Origin of the sequence: Rhizobium sp. GR12, from assembly GCF_036596185.1 — a bacterium.
Lineage (GTDB): Bacteria > Pseudomonadota > Alphaproteobacteria > Rhizobiales > Rhizobiaceae > Agrobacterium > Agrobacterium nepotum.
Window position 1 is genome coordinate 61,915 of sequence record NZ_JASXTH010000011.1, and the last position, 21,627, is coordinate 83,541.

At 59.8% G+C, this 21,627-nt stretch carries 16 protein-coding genes and 1 pseudogene; 3 read left to right on the forward strand and 14 right to left on the reverse strand.

All coding sequences use genetic code 11. From position 1 onward, the window contains the following. Positions 1 to 29 precede the first annotated feature (29 nt). The 5 genes from QSK43_RS19340 to QSK43_RS19360 all read right to left on the reverse strand — a co-directional run bounded on the left by QSK43_RS19340 (position 30) and on the right by QSK43_RS19360 (position 6,390). Entirely contained in the window at positions 30 to 1,673 is a 1,644-nt protein-coding gene (locus tag QSK43_RS19340) for an ABC transporter ATP-binding protein (protein ID WP_332304808.1), read from the reverse strand. 10 nt (positions 1,674 to 1,683) lie between these two features. Continuing rightward, positions 1,684 to 2,508, reverse strand: a complete 825-nt coding sequence (locus tag QSK43_RS19345) for an ABC transporter permease (protein ID WP_332304809.1) — start codon at positions 2,506 to 2,508, stop codon at positions 1,684 to 1,686. Further along, complete coding sequence (locus tag QSK43_RS19350) at positions 2,501 to 3,448, reverse strand: ABC transporter permease (RefSeq protein ID WP_332304942.1); 948 nt, start codon at positions 3,446 to 3,448, stop codon at positions 2,501 to 2,503. Before QSK43_RS19350 ends, QSK43_RS19345 begins: the two co-directional genes overlap by 8 nt. A gap of 61 nt (positions 3,449 to 3,509) precedes the next feature. Then, positions 3,510 to 5,057: an ABC transporter substrate-binding protein gene (locus tag QSK43_RS19355; RefSeq protein WP_332304810.1), complete on the reverse strand. Its 1,548-nt coding sequence runs from the start codon at positions 5,055 to 5,057 to the stop codon at positions 3,510 to 3,512. 19 nt (positions 5,058 to 5,076) lie between these two features. Next, positions 5,077 to 6,390, reverse strand: coding sequence for a M20 family metallopeptidase (locus tag QSK43_RS19360; protein ID WP_332304811.1), 1,314 nt, complete (start codon positions 6,388 to 6,390; stop codon positions 5,077 to 5,079). 116 nt (positions 6,391 to 6,506) lie between these two features. Here QSK43_RS19360 and QSK43_RS19365 point away from each other — a divergent pair, with 116 nt between their 5' ends. Further along, positions 6,507 to 7,271, forward strand: a complete 765-nt coding sequence (locus tag QSK43_RS19365) for a GntR family transcriptional regulator (RefSeq protein ID WP_425965139.1) — start codon at positions 6,507 to 6,509, stop codon at positions 7,269 to 7,271. A 100-nt stretch (positions 7,272 to 7,371) separates the two neighbouring features. Here the strand turns inward: QSK43_RS19365 and QSK43_RS19370 are convergent. From QSK43_RS19370 to QSK43_RS19405, 8 genes and pseudogenes are all read right to left on the reverse strand, one after another. Further along, positions 7,372 to 8,261 (reverse strand): annotated as a pseudogene (locus tag QSK43_RS19370) (methyl-accepting chemotaxis protein). A gap of 105 nt (positions 8,262 to 8,366) precedes the next feature. Further along, positions 8,367 to 9,218 carry a 2-hydroxy-3-oxopropionate reductase gene (locus QSK43_RS19375; protein ID WP_332304812.1) on the reverse strand — a complete coding sequence of 284 codons (852 nt, stop codon included), beginning with the start codon at positions 9,216 to 9,218 and terminating at the stop codon, positions 8,367 to 8,369. Between the two features lie 13 nt (positions 9,219 to 9,231). Continuing rightward, positions 9,232 to 10,008, reverse strand: a complete 777-nt coding sequence (otnI, locus tag QSK43_RS19380; RefSeq protein ID WP_332304813.1) for a 2-oxo-tetronate isomerase — start codon at positions 10,006 to 10,008, stop codon at positions 9,232 to 9,234. An 11-nt stretch (positions 10,009 to 10,019) separates the two neighbouring features. Then, a complete protein-coding gene (locus QSK43_RS19385) occupies positions 10,020 to 11,732 on the reverse strand; it encodes an ABC transporter ATP-binding protein (RefSeq protein ID WP_332304814.1) in 1,713 nt (570 codons plus the stop codon). A 12-nt stretch (positions 11,733 to 11,744) separates the two neighbouring features. Beyond that, a complete protein-coding gene (locus tag QSK43_RS19390) occupies positions 11,745 to 12,923 on the reverse strand; it encodes an ABC transporter permease (protein WP_332304815.1) in 1,179 nt (392 codons plus the stop codon). A 9-nt stretch (positions 12,924 to 12,932) separates the two neighbouring features. Next, the gene (locus QSK43_RS19395; RefSeq protein WP_332304816.1) at positions 12,933 to 13,919 is read right to left on the reverse strand and encodes an ABC transporter permease; all 987 of its coding nucleotides are present in this window, start codon (positions 13,917 to 13,919) and stop codon (positions 12,933 to 12,935) included. A 28-nt stretch (positions 13,920 to 13,947) separates the two neighbouring features. Further along, entirely contained in the window at positions 13,948 to 16,062 is a 2,115-nt protein-coding gene (locus tag QSK43_RS19400; protein ID WP_332304817.1) for a family 10 glycosylhydrolase, read from the reverse strand. Between the two features lie 107 nt (positions 16,063 to 16,169). After that, positions 16,170 to 18,098: an ABC transporter substrate-binding protein gene (locus tag QSK43_RS19405; protein WP_332304818.1), complete on the reverse strand. Its 1,929-nt coding sequence runs from the start codon at positions 18,096 to 18,098 to the stop codon at positions 16,170 to 16,172. A 205-nt stretch (positions 18,099 to 18,303) separates the two neighbouring features. Here QSK43_RS19405 and QSK43_RS19410 point away from each other — a divergent pair, with 205 nt between their 5' ends. Then, positions 18,304 to 19,317 carry a LacI family DNA-binding transcriptional regulator gene (locus QSK43_RS19410; RefSeq protein WP_332304819.1) on the forward strand — a complete coding sequence of 338 codons (1,014 nt, stop codon included), beginning with the start codon at positions 18,304 to 18,306 and terminating at the stop codon, positions 19,315 to 19,317. A gap of 588 nt (positions 19,318 to 19,905) precedes the next feature. Then, the gene (locus QSK43_RS19415) at positions 19,906 to 20,535 is read left to right on the forward strand and encodes a glutathione S-transferase family protein (RefSeq protein ID WP_332304820.1); all 630 of its coding nucleotides are present in this window, start codon (positions 19,906 to 19,908) and stop codon (positions 20,533 to 20,535) included. A 113-nt stretch (positions 20,536 to 20,648) separates the two neighbouring features. Here QSK43_RS19415 and QSK43_RS19420 read toward each other — a convergent pair whose 3' ends face one another. After that, complete coding sequence (locus QSK43_RS19420) at positions 20,649 to 21,527, reverse strand: SDR family NAD(P)-dependent oxidoreductase (protein WP_332304821.1); 879 nt, start codon at positions 21,525 to 21,527, stop codon at positions 20,649 to 20,651. Between the last annotated feature and the right edge of the window lie 100 nt (positions 21,528 to 21,627).

Below are 21,627 nucleotides of genomic sequence, written 5' to 3' on the forward strand. Positions count from 1 at the left end.
CTCCTTGATGCATTATTACTGGCATTGGGTCACTGGTATTGGGTGGCGGCGCGGGGCACCGCCTCAATCAGCCGACGGGTATAGTAGGCTCGATCAGGGTTATCGATCTCATCGGCCTTCACCACCTCGATCAGATCGCCGCGATACATCACGGCGATCCGATGAGCGATCTGGCGGACCAGGTTGAGGTCGTGGGTAATGAAGAGGTAAGCCGTGCCGCTCGCCTTCTGCAGCTCGAGCAGAAGTTCCACGACCGAGGCCTGAACCGATACATCGAGCGCCGAGGTGATCTCGTCGCAGATGACCAGTTTTGGCCTGGAGGCAAATGCACGGGCAATTGCCACGCGCTGCTTTTCACCGCCGGAAAGCTGGTGCGGGTAACGGTTGGCGTGAGTCCGCGGCAGACGCACTTGCTCCAGCATATCGCCGACCTGCTTTTCAAGATTGGTTTCATCACCGAACAGCTTCAGCGGCCGCGACAGGATCTCAAAGATCTTCTGGCGCGGATTGAGCGAGGCATCCGGATGCTGGAAGATGATCTGCACATCCTTGCGATAGGCATTGTCCATATCGCCGGGATTTTTGATCTGGCGTCCGTCGAACCAGATTTTTCCCTCGAACCGGTTGAGGCCCGTCATCGCCTTGGCAAGCGTCGACTTGCCCGACCCGGATTCACCGACAATGCCGAGAATCTCCCCTGGATTGACGCTGAGACTGATCGCATTGTTTCCGGTGACACGCTCGGTCTTCTTGCCCGTGAGCGTCGCAAGGAACGGCTTACGGCCGAAATGGACGCTGACATTCTCGACCTTCACCAGCGGCGTGTCGGCCACGAAGACGTCGTCCTTGACGAGGCGTTGGGCGGGATCGGGAACGGCTGCGATCAGTTCGCGGGTATAGTCCTGTTGCGGATTGGTGAAGATCTCCCGCACCGTGCCCTGCTCCACGATATCGCCGCGCTTGATCACGGCAACCCGGCCGGCGGTGCGGGCCACCAGCGCAAGATCATGGGAGATATAGAGAGAAGCGACACCGGTCTCGGCCTGCAGCTCGACGAACAGGTCGAGAATCTGCCGCGAGGTGATCACGTCGAGCGCGGTGGTCGGCTCGTCGAAGATGATACATTCCGGATTGCAGGCAAAGGCTGAGGCAATGACCACGCGCTGCTTTTCGCCACCAGATGCCTCATGCGGCATGCGATACATCATCTGCCCCGGCGTCTTCAGCCCCACATGGGCGAGCCGATCCTCGCCTTCTTTCCACGCCTGCTGGCGGGTCAGGCCACGATGGCGGACAAGTACTTCCGCCAGCTGGATACCGAGCGACAGCGTCGGGTTAAGCGACGTACTCGGATCCTGGAACACCATGCTGATGCGCCGGCCGCGAATGGCCTCCATCTCGCGCTCGGACTTGTCGAGCAGATTATCTCCGCCGAGCAGGATGCGCCCGCCCGGTTCACGGGCATTCTTCGACAGATAACGCATGATCGACCAGGCCAGCGAAGTCTTGCCGGAGCCGCTCTCGCCGACAAGGCCGAGGATCTCGCCGCGGTTAATAGAGAGATCGATGTTCTTCAGCGCGTGAAACGGGCCGTTGGTGGTCCCGTAATCCAGAGAGTAATTCTCGATCGCCAGCACAGGGGAAGGGACCGGCTTGTTTTCCGTATTGGTCATGGGTGCCACCTTAGGTCCGCGGATTGAGGGCATCACGAAGACCATCGCCCAGAAGGTTGAAGCCTATTGCGACGATTGCGATTGCCACGCTCGGCCAGATCAGAATACCGGCAGACATATGCATGTAACGACGAGCTTCCGAGACCATCAGTCCCCATTCCGCTGCCGGCGGCTGGGCGCCAAGACCGAGGAAGCTCAAGGTCGCAAACAGCATCACAGCGAACGAGACGCGAATGGTCATTTCAACGATAATCGGTGCGATCACGTTCGGCAGCATCTCCCGGCGGATGATATAGCCGGAGCTTTCCCCACGGGCGATTGCCGCATTCACATAGTCCTGCTTGCGAACCGACAACGCCACGCTGCGGGTGATGCGGGCCATGCCCGGGGCAAAGGCGATTGCGACGGCGACCAGCGCATTGACCGTGCTGGAACCGAGGAGGTTGACCACGAGGAGCGCGAACAAGAGGCTCGGGATAGACATCACAGCATCGATCGTGCGCATGATCAACTCGTCGGCACGTCCGCCGAGGAAGGCTGATGCGGTGCCGATCAGCGCGCCGATCAGCGTGCCGGCGAGGGTTGCGAGCACCGCCATGACGACGGTGGCGCGCGCACCGATCAGCAGGCGACTGAAGATGTCGCGGCCATACTGGTCGGTGCCAAGCCAATACATGAGGCTCGGTCCCTTGTAGCGGGCAAGCGGCGACAGCTTTTCCGGATCATACGGCGCAACCAGCGGCCCGAACACGACGACGAACAGGACCAGAACCACAAGGAAGATACCAATGGCGCCCTGCGGCGTCTTCAGGAGACGTTTCAGGAATTCAGTCATACTGGATCCTCTTGTCGAGCCAGGCATAGAGGATGTCGGCAATGAAATTCACGATCGAATAGGTGGCAGCCATGATCAGTACGCCAGCCTGGATGGCGGGCAGGTCACGCGCCTGAATGGCGACAATCAGCTGGCGTCCGATGCCCGGAATGGCGAAGATTTCCTCCACCACGATGACACCGCCGAGCAGATAACCCACGTCGAGCGCAACGATGGTGATGGTCGGCAGAAGCGCATTGCGCAGCGCGTGGCGACGAAGCACGTGTCCACGAGACAGGCCCTTCAGCCTCGCTGCACGGATATAGTCTGTATGCAGCACGTCCACGAGCTCCGAGCGCACCATGCGCGAAACATGGGCAATCAGGATGATCGAGATGACGCAGACCGGCAGGACCAGATGTGCAATGCCATCGACGAAGTTTTCCGTCAGCGGCACGTAACCGGTCGGCGGCAACCATTTCATCCAGTCCGCAAAGAACAGAACGGCAATCGTCGCGGTGACAAATTCCGGTAGCGCGACACCTGCATAGGAGACGAGGCTTACGACCATGTCGGCGATCTTGCCGCGGCGGATGGCAGCTATGATGCCAAGCGGAATGGCAAGCACCAGCATCAGGCCGATCGAAAAAAACGCCAGAAGCAGCGAGCGCCCAAGCGCTTCGAACATGGCGGGCCCGACCGGTTGGCCGGTGCGCAGGGATGTGCCGAGATCACCCTGAACGACGTGCCAGGCCCAGGTGAAGTACTGCTGCCAGATCGGCGCATGCAGACCCATGGTCTGGCGCAACGCATCGAGCGCTTCCGGGGTGGCGTTTTCGCCGAGCATCATCACGGCTGCGTCAGCGGGCAGGATCTGGGTTATTGCGAAGACGATGAGCGACACGACGAAGAGTGTGTAGACAATCATCACCAGCCGTTTGGCTATGTAATTCGGAGACAGTGGCGTGTTCCTTGGACAAGAGGGCCAGACGCCATGTCAGGCGTCCGGCGATATTGACGGATCAGCCGCGCTTAGGCGCCTTGTCGGTCAGCGAAGCATAGTCGAGACGGAAGACCGAGGCGCGCGGATGCGCTTCGAAACCTTCGACCCAGCTGCGCTTGGCAGCCAGAACGTCGAAGAAGGACGGAATGATCGAGGGAACGTCCTCGTTCATGATTTCCTGTGCTTTCATATAAAGCTCGGTGCGCCTGGCTTCGTCCATCGTACCGCGGGCTTCGGCAACCAGCGCATCAAACTCCTTGTTGTTCCAGCGCGTCTCGTTCCAGGCGGCGTCGGATGTGTAGAGCAGCTTGAAGATGCCGTCCGGCGTCGGCTGCATGTTGTAGAAGCCGACATAGAACGAGCCCTTCTTCCACACCTGTTCGAGATAGGTGGCGTGCGGCATGGTCTGGACGTTGACGGTGATGCCTGCTTCCTTGGCCATCTCGCGCATCGCAACGGCGAGCTGGGTGCGCACGGCCGGGCGGTCGGAGGCGATGAGTGTTATTTCCAGGCCGTTCGCGTGACCGGCTTCGGCCAGAAGCTTCCTGGCTTCCTCGATGTTCCGTTCGCGCTGCTTCACCTGCTTGAAGAAGCGGTAGGACGGATTGAGGGGCGTATCGTTGCCCGTGGTGCCGAAACCTTCGGTGACGAAGCCAACCATGGCTTCGCGATCAACGGTGAGCGCGATCGCCCGGCGAACGCGGGCGTCGTTGAACGGTGCCGTGTCACAACCGAAATTGATGTTGCAGAACTGGCCGGACGGCGTGCGCAGCGTGGTGATGCCGTCATTGCCGTCAACGCGCATGAACTCCGGCGGCTGGATGGTCGTAATGATGTCGATATCGCCGGAAAGCAGCGCCGAGCTTTCCGCCGAAGTATCCGGGAACACCTGCACTTCGACGCGGTCGAGGTAAGGACGTGCCGGATCGTAATAGTCCGGGTTGCGTTCGACGACGATCAGACGATCCGGCTCATAGGAAACAAGCTTGAACGGGCCGGTGCCGACAGCCTTGGTCGACAGGCTCTTCAGGTCTCCGGTGGCGATCGCAGCCGGGATGATGCGGGCATTGGTATAGGCCATGGAAACGGGCAGGTCGGCATAGGCGCCGGAAAGCTTGAACAGGACCGTCGCGTCGTCCATGGCGACGATATCGGCGATCGGGCCGACATTGTTGCGGCCGGGCGATGCCGTTGCCGGATCGAGGATCGCCTTGAAGGTGGCGACGACATCGTTTGCCGTGAAGGCGGAGCCGTCATGGAAGGTCACCCCGGTGCGCAGCTTGAAGGTCCATTCGGTCAACGCGTCGTTGGCGCTCCAGCTTTCGGCGAGATCCGGCTCGACCGACATGTCTACTTTGAGGCGCGTCAGGTTGCTGTAGAGCAGTTCGGTGACAAGATACTCCGGGTTTACACGGGTCAAAAGCGGATGGATGACGCTTGCGGCCTGATCAACGGAGATCTTCAGCGTGCCGCCTTTGATCGGCGTTGCCTGGGAAAAACTCATCGACGGTGCGACAAGGATGGCGGCAGTGCCTGCCAGGAAGGATCGGCGTTTCATTTCCAGCATGTTTCAGTTCCCTTTGTTATCATCTGCGTTTTTCAGGAATGGCGTCTGCGGCGAAGTCTGCCGCGAGATAGGCGAGAATGCTCTTGGCAAGCGCGATGATGTCCTGGCGCGTCGTGTGCTCTTCCGGGCTGTGGATGCAGCTTGCCGGCCGCCCAAGGCCGCCGAGCAGCACTTCCGGTCCAAAGCCCGCCTCCTGCACATAACCGAAGTCGGAGCAGCTTGCGGCACCCCACTTGTGAAAGTCGCCGGGCTTGTAACCAAAGCCTTCCGAGAGCGCTTTTCGCCAACGCGGCCAGTGCGGGCCGTCCGGATCATCGGTCGGGATCAGATGGCCGACAAGATCGATGGCAAGTCCGAGTTCCGTCCCGGTCAGGCAGTCGCGGATCACGGTTTCGATTTCAGCGCGTGCCTCGTCATAACTCTCTTCCGGAGCATAACGGCGCGAGACGAGGATCTTTATTTCGGCCGGCACCTGACCACCTGCCGTGCCGCCATGGACGGCGGCAATCGTCAGCGACGGTCGCAAAGGCCCGGTCGCATGGGGCGGCGGCGCCAGTTTCGATTCCCGCGTTGCGACCCCCGGCTTCAATGCCGCAAGCGCGTTGAGCACAGGCAGCGCGCCTTCTATGGCGTTGACGCCCGCACCGGTGCGGTTGCCCTCACCTGCGTGGACAGCATGACCGGTGATCGTCACCTGCAGGTTGAAGATACCGAAACAGCCGGCCCAGACACGCGGCGCCGCCGAACCGTTAAAGTTCAGGATATGGCCTTTCAGCATTCCCTGCTCCGCAAGAAAACGGATGCCGGGATAAAGGCCGCCCTCCTCGTCGGTGCACAGAAGCAGCATTGGGTCATAGGCAAGCGAGACACGGTTTTCCTTTGCTGCGCGCAACGCAAGCAGCGTCGCAGCGATCGTGCCCTTCATATCGGCCGTGCCGAGACCATAAAGATTGTCACCTTCGATAGTCAGGGCAAGTGGATCGCGCGTCCACCCCGGCGCGACCGGGACCGTGTCGACATGGTAATAAAGGCCGCAGACGGGTTTCCCGCTGTCGCGGGTCGCCACCAGGTTTGTCCGTTCGCCCGAAGCTGGGCCGCCTGCCACATACCAGAGGTCGCGCGGGAGGGTTACCCGAGTGAAGTCGAAACCGAGCGGTTCCAGCATTTCCGTCATCAGATCGGCAAAAGGACCATAACCTTCGCCGGGCGGGAAAGATGTATCGACCGAGACCATCCGTGCCAGATCCTGAACAGCGACCTGGACATTGCGTTCAATCGCTGCCATGGCAGACATCAGGGATTTTTGCTGAAAGGCAGTTTGCTGCTCGGTCATAGAACTATCCTCGCCTCCCCCGGCGCTCGCCTCCTCGGCTTGCGCTTTAATATAAACTATATAGTAATACTGCGTAGATCGCGTTCGTGAGTCAACTCCAAAGAAGAGGCAAATAATTGCGAGAATTGCCCAAAATTTCATCAGAAATGCAGAATGTTGGCGAGTTATCTTTGCCGCTGTATGAAGTGGTGAAGCGGCAACTGACCGAGGCTATCATGTTGGGAAAGATCGAGCCCGGGTCGGTACTACCCAGCGAGGTGGCATTATCACAGACCTACGGCGTGGCCGTCGGCACGGTTCGCCGTGCACTGATGGATCTTACCAACGACGGCCTTCTTAGCCGTCGGCGTAAAACGGGTACCATTGTCACCGGCCGCAAGCCGCAGCATAGCCTTCGCCTGTTCTTCCAGTATTTTCGGTTGCACGGACTGGACGGGTCACTCAGCAAGTCGGTGACGAAGGTGACGGCGCTTGACAGGGGCCTCGCGTCCGCGACAGAGGCGCAGAAACTTCAGATCGATGAAGGAGCGCCGGTGATCACTTTCCATCGGGTGCGCTACGTAGATGACAAACCCATCATGCACGAAACACTGACCCTGCCAGGCGAACGGGTTCCGGATTTCCCCCAAAAGGCAGAAGACATCCCGCCGCTCTTTTACCTGCATCTGCTACAGGCCTACGCGATTCGCATCTCAGCCATCCGCGAACAGATCGGTGCGGATCTGGCTGCTGATTTGGATGCTCACTGGCTCAACCTCACTCTGCCCGCTGCGGTATTGACGATTGATGAAGTCGCGTATGACCAGATGGCTGCTCCGGTGCTTATCTCTTCTCATCGAGCAACCACGGCCAATCATCGCTATGTCAATGAGGTGCAGTGACATGTGCTACACCGCTCACGGAGCTTGAGCGCTTCGACAAGGTCGGGCACTTCACTTACCGCTGGAACGAACCCAAAACTGAATAAACAGGGGGGCAACGTCACCCCCGGTTTTCCCGGACAGCTGCATTCCTCGAAAACGCCCGGGCGACTTTTCCGGCAAGACGACGTACGGCGGATTGCACCGGACTATGCCCGTCATTGGCCGTCATCACGACGGTCGGCTGTCGAGCGGCTGTGCCGAGCTGGAACTGCGAGATCAGTTCACGCAATCTGCCGCTCTCGCTGGCAAGGCTCACACCAGCAGCACTGGTTTCCTCGACCATGGCAGCGTTTTGCTGCGTCACCTGGTCCATCAGGTTGACTGCCGTGTGACCTCCGCGAGCCCAACGGACTGTTCTCTGGCCGACGTGGCGATCGAATCCATGTGTTGGTTGACGGTGACAACGTAGCTTTCGACGGTCTTCAGCGCCACACCTGTGTCGCTGACGAGGCTGACGCCGCTCTGAACCTCAGTGGAGGAGTTGCGTAGCAGGTCCTTGATTTCCTTCGCAGCTTTAGCGGATCGTTGCGTAAGCTCGCGGACTTCCTGAGCAACCACCGCAAAGCCCTTGCCCGCGTCACCGGCACAAGCAGCCTCGCCCCCGGCATTCAGTGCCAGGAGATTTGTCTGAAACACAATCTCATCGATGGCTCCGATGATGTTAGAGATCTCGTTTGCGACCTTGCCCAGCAACCCTGCGGCCTTGACCACCTCAAGGACGCCCAGCGTCATGCCGTCATTGTTGCAGTAGAACCCGACAGGATCCGGGTTCTGCTGCTGAATGTTAGTGGCGGCATCACAGGACTGTTGGCGATCCCAGTTGCCCCGAACGCTGGCAACAACCTGAAACCTCGAATTCTCGCCGCTGGTTTCCTTGAAGCAAAGACGCCGGCCTGTCCTTCGGTGATGGCGACCTTGCCGCCTCCGGGACGGCTGCCGATGAACCACTTGGCAACACGAACGCCGTTGTCATGCTGGGGGATGTTAAAAGCAGACGTGGTAGTGCGATCATAGTCAGTTGCTCCCGTCGGCCGGACAATCGGTGCGAACATCTTACAGTGCCTTGATCAGCGCCGAGTGATCCTTGTCACCCAGTCCCTTGGCCAGGGCGCCGTTCATCACCTGGTGTACGAGAGCGGTGTTTGGCAACATCAGCTCAAGCAGACGCGCCGACTCGAGCGCGAGCGACAGATCCTTGTGATGCAGACGTATCCGGAAACCGGGCTCGAACGTTTCGTTGATCATCCTTTCCCCATGGACTTCGAGAACCCGCGACGCCGCGAAACCACCCATCAGAGCCTTGAGGACGACGGCGGGATCGGCTCCTGCCCTGCTGGAAAATCGGAGCGCTTCCGACACGGCCTGAATATTGAGCGCAACAACAATCTGGTTGGCGACCTTGGCAATCTGGCCGTCGCCGACGCCGCCGATCAGTGTGATATTCTTGCCCATCTTTTCAAACAATGGCCTGGCCCGCTCGAAGACATCGGGCTTGCCGCCAACCATGATGGTCAGCGAAGCAGACCTGGCGCCCACTTCTCCGCCGGAGACCGGCGCATCGAGATAATCGCAACCGAGAGCCTCTGTGCGCGCGGCGAAATCTTTGGTCGCCAGCGGTGAGATGGAGCTCATGTCGATCACAAGTTTGCCGCTTCCCAGCCCTTGCGCAACCCCGTTCTCACCGAACAGCACGGTTTCGACATCCGGCGTGTCAGGCAGCATGAGAATGACAATATCGGCCAACTGCGCCACGTCCATCGCGGACTCGCAGGCCGTCGCGCCACGCTCGACAAGATGAGCCGAAACAGGCTTTACCCGATACAGGTACAGCTTGTGGCCAGCTTCGATCAAATGCTGTGCCATCGGGCGGCCCATGACGCCCAGTCCGATAAATCCGATCTTCAACGTTCAATCTCCCTTACTGAAATGCTTTCAACCAGCCAAGACCCTCACGGGTGCCGGTTGCCGGTCGATATTCACACCCAACCCAGCCGTCGTAACCGAGTACGTCCAGACGCTTGAAGATGAAGTCGTAGTCGATCTCTCCGGTCCCCGGCTCGTGGCGGCCCGGATTGTCGGCAATCTGGACATGACCAATCTTGTCCTGCAGCCTCTCGAAGGTCGCGACGAGATCCCCCTGCATGATCTGCATGTGATAGAAATCGTACTGTATAAGCAGGTTGGCGTGGCCGACCCGATCCATGATGCGCTCGGCCTGGTCAGTTGTGGTCAGGACGTATCCGGGGATGTCGCGGGTATTGATCGGTTCGAAGACCAGCGCGATCCCGGCATCTTCCAGTCGCCTCGCGGCATGGCGCAGGTTGCCGACAAGCGTATCTTCGAGAACATCCGGCTCGACGCCGGCAGGCGCAATGCCGGCAAGACAATTGACCTTACGGCAGCCAAGAGCGTCTGCGTAGGTGATCGCCCTATCGACGGATTCTTCGAATTCGGCCACACGGCCGGGCAGGCAACCGATACCACGCTCGCCGGCAGCCCAGTCGCCTGGCGGAAGATTGAAAAGGACCTGCTGCAGATCGTGACGCGCCAGCTCGGCGGTGATCGCCTCCGGGGTTTCCTCGTAGGGACTGACATATTCCACCGCCCTGAAACCATCGGCGGCAGCAGCGGCAAAGCGCTCGATGAACGGATGCTCGGTGTAGAGCATCGATAGATTGGCTGCGAACTTCGGCATGCTGGACGACCTCAGACTTGATCTGCGCGCAGGCGGTGAAGCATGCGCTTGTTGCGGGGATCCGGATTTGGAACGGAGGAAATCAGCCGCTTCGTGTAGGGCTGCGACGGGTTTGTGCAGACTGTTTCGGCATCACCGACTTCGACGATCCTGCCTCTGTGCATGACGGCCACGCGATCGCAGAAATAGCGGACGACGGAGATATCGTGTGAGATGAAGATGAAACTGAGATGCAGCTGCTTCTGGATGTCGAGCAGGAGATCGAGGATCTGACTGCGGATCGACACGTCGAGGGCGGAGGTCGCCTCGTCGGCGACGATGACCTTCGGGTTGAGTGCGAGCGCCCGTGCAATACCGATGCGTTGACGCTGCCCGCCCGAGAACGCGTGGGGATAGCGTTCCATGGCAAGCGGATCCAGGCCGACCTTGTGCAGAAGCTCGGCAACACGCGCCTCGACCGCCTTGCCTGACATGTCCCGGGATATGACGAGCGGATCGCCGATGATCTGCTTCACGGTCATGCGTGGATTGAGGGACGCAAACGGATCCTGGAAGATGAGGCGGACGTCTTGATGATAGCGGCGCAGATCGACCTTGCCGAGCGACGTCACGTCGACGGGTGCGACGCCCGTCTCAGCGCGATACGCGATCGTACCCGATGTCGGCTCGACGATGCGCAGGATCATCCGTCCGAGCGTGGTCTTGCCCGAGCCGCTTTCACCGACAATACCGAGGTTTTCGCCGGGAAAGAGATCGAGACTGGCATCATCGACGGCCACCAGGCCACGGCCGCTGTCCCGGGAGAACATTCGCGATGGTGCGCCGTAAATCCTGGTGAGATTGCGCACGGAGAGAACCGGCTCGACGGACGGCACCAGCGAGGTCGGCAGTGTTCGCACGGCCGCTCCGCTTTCGAGCTTGACGGTAGCATCGAGAAGCTGGCGCGTATAGGGGTGCTGGCTGGCGTGGAAGATGTCGTCGACCGCTCCCTGCTCCACGATCTTTCCGAAGCGCATGACAGCTACTTCATCCGCGACTTCGGCGACGATGCCCATGTCGTGGGTGATGAGCAGCATCGCCATGCCGCGCTCGTCCTGAAGCCGCTTGATGAGGTCGAGGATTTCCGCCTGAGTGGTAACGTCGAGCGCCGTCGTCGGCTCGTCGGCGATCAGCACATCCGGGTCGCAGGCCAGAGCCATGGCGATCATGGCTCTCTGCCGCATGCCTCCTGAAAACTCGAACGTGTAACGGTCAGCCATCAGTTCCGGCCGCGGAATATCAACCTGACGCAGCAGTTCGACGCAGCGCGCGCGTGCTTCTTTCCTGGAGACCCGCCTGTGCAGGCGAACCGCTTCGATGATCTGCGATCCGATTGTATGGACCGGCGACAGGGAACTCATAGGTTCCTGAAAGATCAGGCCGATCCGGCCACCGCGAATGGCCAGAACATCGCTGCTGCCCTCGGCGAACGCTGCAACATCGACCGGTCCGTTCGGTCCATCGAGCAGGATCTGACCACCGGTCATTCGGCCGGGCTTGTCGATGATGCGCATCAACGCCCGTGCCGTCACCGATTTCCCCGATCCGCTCTCTCCCACGAGCGACAGCGTCTTTCCGCGTTTCAGATCGAAGCTGACGTCACGGACGGCATGGAGCACATGCGTTCGGAGACGGAAATCGATGGACAGATTTCGGACCGAGAGCAGTGTTTCAGGCTTCATCATGTAATCGTCCCCTCAATTATCGTAAGGATCGGCTGCATCGCGCAGCCCGTCGCCGAAGAAATTGAACGACAATACGGCCACGACCACCGCAAGGCTTGGCCAGATCAGCAGCCAGGGCGCGGTTGCGACCGTGCGCACGTTCTGAGCATCCTGGAGCAGCACACCCCAGCTGACGACCGGTGGTTTCAGTCCTACGCCAAGAAATGACAGCGAGGTTTCCGCAACAATCATCGTCGGGATGGCGAGCGTCACGACCGCGAGGATGTGGCTGGTGAGCGACGGCAGGATGTGGCGGAAGATGATCCGGCGCTCCCCGGCCCCGTCCAGTCTTGCGGCGGTCACAAAGTCATCGCCACGCAGCGCGAAGAATCGTCCTCTGACTTCTCGCGCCAGTCCTGTCCAACTCAGAAGCGACACGATCAGCGTGACCATGAAATAGACCGATAGCGGCGACCAGTTGAGCGGGATCGCGGCTGCCAGTCCGAGCCAGAGCGGGATGGTCGGCATGGCGCTGACGATCTCGATGATCCTCTGAATCAGGGTATCGACCCAACCGCCATAGTAGCCGGAAACCGCTCCCATGACCACGCCGAGCGACAGCGAAATTGCGACGCCCACAAGTCCGATCGACATGGAGACGCGCGTCCCGTAGATCAGACGGCTCAGCAGGTCACGGCCCAGGCGGTCGGAACCGAGCAGGTACATCGGCTCGCGGGCGTCCAGCGGGCCGACCAGATGGGTTTCCATCGGAATGATGCCCCAGAGCCTGTACGGCGCACCTTTGACGAAGAAGCCGATCGGAATGATCTTCGTCTCGTCGACGACGAAGCTGCGGCGCAGTGCCTTGGGCTCGATCTCGATCTTGTAACCCTTGACGTGCGGCAGGAAGGCTGTTCCTCCATCGGCCCTGGGAGCAAACAGCGCGATGCTCTGCGGCGGCGCAAAGGTGAGCTGGGGCCGGGACGTGTTGGGCAGGCCCGGCGCCAGGAACTCGGCAAAGGCGCCGACAAGGTAGAGCGCCAGAATGATGCCGCCGGCGAAGGCAGCCACCTTGTGGCGGAAGAAACGCTGACGGATTAGGGTCCACTGTCCCGCAGCTTCCAGGGTCTCAACCTTGCCGCCAGACTTCAGCGGGCTGATGGCGGGACCGGACTCGACGAGCAGGGCGGCAGAATTTTTGTCGATCAACATGGCGACCCCTCAGTTGAACCGGATCCGCGGATCAAGCACCGCCAGAAGAACGTCGGAAATCAGCATCCCGACCAGCGTCAACACACCCATCAGGAGAATGAAGCTGCCCGCCAGATACATATCCTGCCCCACCAGAGCGCGCAGGAGCAAAGGACCGGCGGTCGGCAGGTTGAGGACGATCGCCGTGATGGTGACACCGGAGACGAGATCAGGCAGCACCCAGCCGATCGAACTGACGAACGGATTGAGCGCGATCCGGACGGGATATTTCAGAATAACCTTTCGCTCGGGCAGTCCCTTGGCGCGGGCCGTGATTACGTAAGGCTTGCTCAATTCATCCGAGAGATTCGCCCGAAGGATCCGTATCATGGCAGCGGTGCCCGACATGGCGATGACGATCACCGGGATCCACATGTGGCTGAGCATATCCGTGAGCCTGGCGAGGCTCCAGGGAGCATCGACGAAGGCTGGCGAGAAGATGCCGCCGACGCTTTGTCCCAGAATCCGGTAGCTGGCATACATCAGTGTGAGTGCCATGATGAAGTTCGGCACCGCGAGCCCGATGAATCCCAGCAAGGTGAAGGCGTGGTCGCCGAACGAATGCCGCCTGACGGCCGAGTAGATGCCGATCGGCAGGGAGATTGCCCATACCAGAAGCAGGCTCGCCAGCGAAATCAGCAGCGTCGATCCCATCCTGTCCCAGATCAGGGTGGAGACCGGCTGGTTCCATTCGAACGAGTAGCCGAAATCGCCGCGGGTCAGTATCCCGCTGATCCAGACAAAATACTGGACGTAGACCGGCTGGTCGAGGCCATACTGGGCGCGCAGCCGCTCGATCGTTGCCTCGTCGAGGTTTTGTCCCCCATCAGCCATGGTGGACAGAAGCGACGTCAGATAGTCGCCCGGCGGCAACTGGATGATCATGAAGGCGATCAGCGACATGCCGAACAATGTCGGTATCATGTACAGAACGCGCTTTGCCACATAAGCCAGCATGGTTTCCTCCCGCTGCGTACGACCTGGCTCACGACTGCCAGGTGAGATGAACCGTTTCCAGCGCGCTGACCAAGGGCACCAGGACTTCAACCCGGTTCCCGACGACACGGCATGAAACCGTTTCATCCTTGACCAGCAGCCTCGCCGCTGCCGATTTGCGTCCCTTCGGCAATTCGATCGACAGGGTTTGCGGACCGATCGGATAAACCTCCCTCAGCGGACCTTTCATCATCATCGGGTTGGTGAGGTTGACCAGGAAGATCGCCATTGCGTCGTTGCTTTCGTGGACAGCGATATCGACGATCCCCTTGCCATCGACCAGCACGCGATGATCCTTGCCGATCGCCCAGTTCACTGCATTGGCGATCAGCCGGCCATGATCGGGAGCAAGCACCTTCCAGAACACCTCGCCGATATTCCACGGGATGTAGACGACGCGCCCTCCATGGCCGGTGTCGCGTGCAATGACGGCGGCGCCGGTCGGCGCTTCGCGGGGATACACCTCCTCCATCGGCAGATCGGGGAAATCGGGAACATAGAGGAAAGGTGTCTCGGCTGCGGCATCCGCATCGACAGCGATCAGACGGGTCCCGCCGATGATGCGCGAGGCGCCCTCGTAGCCCTGGTTCACCGGGTGCGGCCTGGACAACGCCACATAGGTATTCTTGACCGGACCTCGGGGTGCCGACGTCAGGGATGCGCCGAAGACACGCGACAGACCGAAATCATTCCGCCGTGTCCCGACTTCGTCATAGAGCGAGGTTTCGTGCGCCGCCACGACCGATCCGCCGCGCTGGACATACTGCTCGATCGCAGCGCATTGCTGGTCCGAAAGATAGGTGGCATTTGCCAGCACGATGAGCTTGAAGCGATCCAGCGCGTCTGGCGTCATCACCTGGTCGGAAAGGAATTCGAATGGGATGCGCGCCTCCACCAGCGCGTGATAGAAACCGAGGTCGTTATGCTCGGCGACATGCCGTTCCTCGGGAGCCCAATGCCGCAGCGTCGTCGACGGATCGATGATGGCAATCTCGGCCGTCGGCTGCATTCCTTCAATCTGCGGCTCGAGATCTGCATGAAGATTGAACGCGTCCACGACGGGCTGAACCCAGCGATCATCCGGAACGCAGGCATTGAATTTGGTGAACCAGGGAAACAGCCCCTGCGCCATGCCGTCGTGGATCCACAGCTTGATTTCCTCGCCGCTCTGGACGGAATCTTTCCAGCGATATTCTTCCTCCGGCCCGATGGAAGTGATCAGCCCGACCGGACGATCGCGGAACGTCCCGCGGATGCGCTTGCCATTGCGGCCGGCCGACCAGCCAACCTCTACGCCCTGACGCGCCTGATGGTCGACGAACAGGATCGGGCAGTGTTTCTGAATGAGCGACAGGTCAAACTCCATCAGCGAGGACCCGCTCATATTGGGTATGAAACTCGCATGCGGGCGGACGGCCTTCACCGTTTCGTCCCAGTAGACCACGAGTTCGGTCAGGATGCGGCGGCGCCACGCGGCCCATGCCTGCCAGGCGGGATCGCTGGCATCAGCTTTCGCGGGCAGCTCGAAGCCGGTTTCGTTTTTGAACCGTCTCTGATTGTCTTCGCTATAGGAGACCCCGTGCCCCTGCCAGCGATTGGCAAAGACCGCATCCACATCGTATCTGGTGATGACCTCGCGGATCACCTCTGTGGTGAAATCGCGGTTGTAGCTGCCCAGCGCATCGGTGACGAAGATGCCGGGGAATGCCCAATGCTCACGGGGACTTCCGTCCCGGTTGATCGCCACCCACTCTGGATGCGCCTGGGCCGCATCCGCATGGATCGCATGCGGATCAACACGCGCCATGACGTGCATCCCCAGTTTGCGTGCGCCCTCGACAATAGTCCCGAACGGGTCGGTGCCGCCGATGAATCTCGAGACGTAATGCAGCGGGATTTCGCTGGGGTAGTATGCGATGTAGCCGCCGGCCGAGAGGCACACCGCATTCGACCTGGTGCGTCGAAACACGTCGATCCAGAATTCCGGATCATATTTGTCCGGATCGTCTTCCGCGAACGTCAACTGCGTCCAGCGGGTGGCGGCCTTGTACCATTCAGGAGAACGGGCGGTGGAACCAACGGTTACGTTTGGTCGATGCAGCATGTGGGCTTTCCGTGGCAATAGTGTGCCTTCGCGCCGTGGGGCACGTGCAACAGGTTAGGGTACCAGTCCCGGTCCCCGTCAGGATGGGGACGGGACGGCGTGATCGATCAGGCCTTGAAGAAAGTCTCGGGGTTGGCAGGTCCCGGCGTCGGATATCCCCAGGAATTCGGCATCGTCCTGGGAACGTTCTGCATGTCGTTTCTCACCACGCCGTAGCTGTCGCTCGGCAGGCAAATGCCGAAGACGTAGAACTGGTCAGCGGCGATCTCGAGGATTTCGGCCATCAACTGCTGCTGCACCTTGGGATCCGGCGATCCGAGCACGCGATCATATCGTTCCAGCGCGTCCTTGACGGGCTGAGGTGGTTCGACCGCACCCTTGGACGAAGGGTCGCGGTACCACAACTGCCAGCCCTTGGCGTACAGGGCCTCGGTCGTGTTGGGGATGAAGTAACGTGGGTCGAGGATGGCGGCGATACCGCCGTTTCCTCCGAAGCGATGGGCGGTTCCATCGAACTCGATCCCCTGGCGGACGCGAACCTCCCAGAGCGACCGGTCCATGCTTCGCATCTGAACATCGACCCCGACCGCCTGGAACATCGGCAGTGCCAGCTGGAAGATATCGAGGAAGGTCGCGCGCGCCTGATCGATCTCGAATATGATCGTGACCCTTTTGCCGCTCTCATCCTTGCGGAAACCCTCGCCATCCCTGTTCGGCAGGATCTTGTCCAGCAGGGCGTTCGCAGCGTCGGGGTCGTACTGGGTAAACTGCGTGGCCAGGCGCTCGTTGTAGAGCGGATCGCCTGCCCGCACGGCGGGCTGCGAAATTGTTCCCTGGCCGATGAAGACCGTGTCGATGATCGCCTGCCGGTCCAGCGCCATCGACAGCGCCGCCCTGAACTCCTTGTTATTGTAAAGCTTGCGCTTGGCCTCGTTCGGATGGTTGAGATTGAGCTGGAAGACCATTTCGTTGGTTTCAGTCGAGGTCAGCGTATACAGGCCGAACTTGCCCTGTTCCTGAGAATCGTAGAGCACCGCGCGGTTGGCCGGGGTGGCGATGTACTGGTCCATCAGGTCGATTTCGCCCTGCATTGCCTTCAACAGCAGGACCTGCGCGTCAGCGACCATCTGATAGACGATCCGGTCCAGATAAGGCAGCTGATTGCCCTCCGTATCGACCTTCCAGTAGTATGGGTTGCGTTCGGCAACTGCGCGATCGGTGCTTTGCCCTGGCGCGACCGTCATCTTCCAGGCGTGGATCACGGGACGCTGCGAGTTCTGGAAGAATTCATTGTCCACGACGAGACCCGCTTCCCGCTGGAACAGCTGGATCCATCCGGAGGCACCCTTGGCCCTCGCCTCCTGTTCGGCGTCGGGGTTGTATTTGATGTGGAACTGCTTGAGGTAATGCTTCGGTGCCCGCGTTGTCTGGTCGTCGTTCGCCCATGCAAGGCGGAGCGGGAAAAGTCCATTGGGTGCCGCGAAGATCACCTTGAACGTGACGTCGTCGACGGCCTCAAAGCGCGCCTTCTTCCCCCCGGAACGCAGGTGGTTCTGACCGACATCATTCAGACCTTCGTAGTTGAAGATATCCTCATACCAGAACATGACATCCTCAGTGGTGAAGGGCTCCCCATCCGACCATTTCATGCCCTTGCGCAGCCTGAACGTGAATTCGGTCGCGTCGGCGTTGCTCTCGTAGTGTTCTGCAACGTTCGGTACGGCGCCGGACCAGTCCGGCGCATAGCGCATAAGAGGCTCGTAGGCCTGGTAGCGGAACAGCATCGACAGGGACCCCCCGCCGACAATTGCACTGTTCCAGTCGCCACCATGGGTTCCGACACGGTCAAGCGGTGTTACGACCAGCGGGTTGAGCGGCAGACGATCTGTCACCCTAGGCAGCCTGCCTGCCTTCACCAGTGCATCCAGCATGGCCGGCTCTTTTGCCGGTGTTGCCTGTGCGAGCGCGGGCATTGCAGGCAGAAAGACGGCGGCGGTGCTCGCAGCGAGAAACGCGCGGCGACTAAATCCTTGCATATGTTTCCTCCTCCAGTCACGTCGTTGCAGGATGGCCTCCCCTCCTCAGGATCGGTCCCGCCACGTTTTCTTCAAATTGCCTTCTCTAGGAAGATAGCTTTCAGTCTCCAGTTTTGATAGCTTGTATTATGTAGTTTGTTAGGTAAAGCGTTATGTTGAATTTTGTTTGCACGACCGGCGGGATCGGTCTGACGAAGGGATGATCATGGGCCGGGTCACATTGCAGGACATTGCCAATCATACCGGCCTGTCGAAATTCGCGGTCTCGTGCTCGCTTTCGGGTAAAGCCGGGGTCAGCGACGCCACCCGGCAGCGCGTGGAAGATGCAGCTGCAATGTTGGGGTATCAACGCCAGAAGCCTTCGGATGAGCAGCGCGAGATCACTCTGATTTTTCATGATCGCGTGGACAGCGTCAGTTACGAATTGCGAACGATGCTCCAGGACGGCATGCAACGTGAGGCGCATCGTCTCGGCCAGCCGGTTCGTCTGCAATGGACCCACGATGCCAATATGGTGGAAGTCATGCTGAAGGACAGTGCGGGGATCATCCTTGTCGGTCCCCATGAGCAAAGAACGCTGGATATCCTCAAAAAGTCTGGCCTTCCTGTAGTCCGGCTGGGCTGGGTCGCTCCTCTCGAACAGGCCGACCATGTCGGCGGCACGGACCATGAAGCCGGGATTGCAGTTGGCGACTATTTACTCGAACTCGGGCACCGGGAGATCGCATTTCTCCGGGGTGAGGAGGGCTATCGTGGCCGCATGGAACGCTATCACGGTCTGCGCGAAAGCCTCGAGCAATGTCCGGATGCACGACTTCATGATCTGCGTTTCGAGGAAGACGGAGGCTTTATCCCGGCGCTTCAGTCTCTCCACAATGCCGGAGTTCTTCCCACGGCCTTCTTCTGTGCACACGACGGACTTGCACTTACTGCCGTTTCTGAGCTTCTCGCGCGGGGGGTTAAGATCCCCGAGGACATATCCGTTGTTGGCTTCGGAGATTTCTCAGCGGCTACACAGATATCTCCACAGCTCACGACCATCAGAGTGCAAGGATTGGAAATGGGTGCGACGGCTATGCGTCTTCTACTGGAACGGATCGAAACGCGTGGCCTTTCCGCGCCAGCCAGACGTGTCCTCATTGCCTCCACCTTTGTAGAACGGCGATCTTCCGGACCGGCTCCAAAACGCGGAAAGTCCTTGAAAGACAAGAAGTCGTAATCTATCCGCCTTAAACCAGTTCGGTGATTGCATACGCTGCGACGTAGGGCGTACCGTTAATTGCCAGCTCGCTGGTGCCAGCCATTCCGCCAACGTGACCGTTCGTGGGAAAATCTGTCGACCGACGGACAGCAGCAGGTGCCGGGAGACGAAGGCCGAGATGAACGGCGGCTCGATGCTCTCGAGCAGTTCGCGCGTATCGCGTTCGGCCAGAGAGCCAGTCCATCAACCAGCCGGGTCTCCTCTGGGATCCGGTGTCATTCCGTCTCGAAACGAACTCGTCTTCAATCTCCCAAACAAGGAAGGCGCTGGAAGCCTGAACGCATTGCCCCGTTTGGCTGCAATTTGAGGGACCCAGGCCTCAGAATGGGGGCGCAGGCTGGACTCCAGCAGGAGAGGGCATTTTGGGTTCCCATAGCAGGGATCTGGAACGAGGATAGTTTACTCCACCAGGAAAATCGGCAAAGCGCCGCGACTGCAGAAAAACCGACTTATTTTCGAGCCTGGATCGGGGACATCTGGATTTGCGGCCGGGACCGTGCGATCCACCACAGAACCGCGCAGACGCGCGTCATACGGGGGAACGTCATGCCTGACTACCGGCTCCACTGCTTTGCTCTGTCGGGCAACTGCTACAAGATCGCTTTGTTTCTGCAGCTCGCGGGTGCGGATTGGGAGAGCGTGTTTGTTGACTATCTGGGTGGGGAGACACAAACCGACCGCTACCGGAGCGAAGTCAATGAACTGGGCGAAGCGCCGGTTCTGGAGCACAATGGCCTGAAGCTAAGCCAGTCCGGGGTGATCCTTGACTACCTGGCAAAGACTACCGGCCAGTTCGGCCCAAGGTCAGATGACGAGGCACGCGAGATCTGGCGCTGGATGCTTTTCGACAATCACAAATTCACCAGTTACTATGCAACCCTGCGGTTTATGGTCGGGGTGAAGAAGTCCGAGGAAACCCCGGTTACGGCCTTCCTCAGGGAGCGGGCGGTTGGCGCCTATCGCATCGTCGACAAGCATCTGGCCGACAAGGATTTTATCCTGGGGAGCCGCCTGACGATCGCCGACATCTCTCTGGCGGGTTATGTATTCATGCCAGAACCAACCGGAATTGAATCTTCAGAGTTCCCCGCCATCGAGGCCTGGAAGGCCCGGCTCAAGCAATTGCCGAGCTGGCGCCACCCCTACGATATCCTGCCCGGCCCCACTTCTCTATAGCCGCCCAACTTGGAGGTCACACGTGGAGTGCTGACTGTGTCCGTTTTCCTTCTGTTCCTTTGATTGATGTCGCGGCATGTCTTCCTCGGTCATCCGCTGACTAAATCGGCAGATTACTGCAGGCGGTTAGTGGTCTGCTTGTTCTTGAGACCGTCATGACTGTGTGAAAGATCGAGCGTAGGTTTCGGTTGCACTTTGACGAAATCCTGCACCTGCCGACCGGGGCCACCTTTGGCGATCGTCGTCCCGCCATCAGCGAACCAGAGCGCGCCGGTCACATAACTCGCCTCATCCGAAGCGAGAAAGGCATAGACATTGGCGATCTCTTCGGGGGTTCCACGGCGGCCAAGAACCGTTCCCGCGAGCGTCATCTCCTCCATCTGCTCGTTCATTGGCCCGGTTTCCTTGTGCGTCCAGGCCGTGTCGATCGGCCCGGGGCAGACGCAGTTGGCGCGAACGCCGTATTTGCCCTGTTCGAAGGCGACGCCGCGCATGAAGGCGTGAACGAAGGCCTTGGTGCCGCCATAAGGGGCGTTGTTCGGCTCGCCGACTTCGCCAGCCTCGGAGCCCGCCGACAACACCACGCCCCGGCTTTTCTGCAGATGAGGAAGCGCGAATTTCGTCATCAGGAAGAGGGAACGGATATTGTTGGCAATCGTCAGGTCGAAATTCTCGATGGAATAATCCTGGCATTCCGCGACCTCGATGAACGTGCCGGCATTATTGACCAGGATATCGAGTTTTCCATATTGCCGCATCGCCTGTTCGACGCATGCCCGGGCGTTAGCCTCCTGGGAAAGATCACCGGTAAAGGCGACGGCCTCTCCATTGTGCCGCGAAACGGCGGAAACGACGTCTTCAACCGGGTCATCCGGTAGACCTGCGACAACAAGTCTTGCGCCTTCGGCTGCAAATTTGTGGGCAATCGCTTCTCCTATGCCCGCGCCTGCCCCGGTGATGATTGCTATCTTGCCCTCAAGTCTTCCAGTCATGATCAGATCTCCTGTTGAAACACTCGCCGAACCGCCTGGTCGTATCGATGTTCCGAAAAATCCGAACGGTCGGATCGTCGGCCCACCGCATGAAACCCGT

What these genes read in the sequence shown, in the direction of transcription:
- QSK43_RS19340 (WP_332304808.1), bottom strand. Translation starts at nt 1,673, where the DNA reads ATGACCAATACGGAAAACAAGCCGGTCCCTTCCCCTGTGCTGGCGATC.
- QSK43_RS19345 (WP_332304809.1), bottom strand. Translation starts at nt 2,508, where the DNA reads ATGACTGAATTCCTGAAACGTCTCCTGAAGACGCCGCAGGGCGCCATT.
- QSK43_RS19355 (WP_332304810.1), bottom strand. Translation starts at nt 5,057, where the DNA reads ATGCTGGAAATGAAACGCCGATCCTTCCTGGCAGGCACTGCCGCCATC.
- QSK43_RS19360 (WP_332304811.1), bottom strand. Translation starts at nt 6,390, where the DNA reads ATGACCGAGCAGCAAACTGCCTTTCAGCAAAAATCCCTGATGTCTGCC.
- otnI (WP_332304813.1), bottom strand. Translation starts at nt 10,008, where the DNA reads ATGCCGAAGTTCGCAGCCAATCTATCGATGCTCTACACCGAGCATCCG.
- QSK43_RS19385 (WP_332304814.1), bottom strand. Translation starts at nt 11,732, where the DNA reads ATGATGAAGCCTGAAACACTGCTCTCGGTCCGAAATCTGTCCATCGAT.
- QSK43_RS19390 (WP_332304815.1), bottom strand. Translation starts at nt 12,923, where the DNA reads ATGTTGATCGACAAAAATTCTGCCGCCCTGCTCGTCGAGTCCGGTCCC.
- QSK43_RS19395 (WP_332304816.1), bottom strand. Translation starts at nt 13,919, where the DNA reads ATGCTGGCTTATGTGGCAAAGCGCGTTCTGTACATGATACCGACATTG.
- QSK43_RS19400 (WP_332304817.1), bottom strand. Translation starts at nt 16,062, where the DNA reads ATGCTGCATCGACCAAACGTAACCGTTGGTTCCACCGCCCGTTCTCCT.
- QSK43_RS19405 (WP_332304818.1), bottom strand. Translation starts at nt 18,098, where the DNA reads ATGCAAGGATTTAGTCGCCGCGCGTTTCTCGCTGCGAGCACCGCCGCC.
- QSK43_RS19410 (WP_332304819.1), top strand. Translation starts at nt 18,304, where the DNA reads ATGGGCCGGGTCACATTGCAGGACATTGCCAATCATACCGGCCTGTCG.
- QSK43_RS19415 (WP_332304820.1), top strand. Translation starts at nt 19,906, where the DNA reads ATGCCTGACTACCGGCTCCACTGCTTTGCTCTGTCGGGCAACTGCTAC.
- QSK43_RS19420 (WP_332304821.1), bottom strand. Translation starts at nt 21,527, where the DNA reads ATGACTGGAAGACTTGAGGGCAAGATAGCAATCATCACCGGGGCAGGC.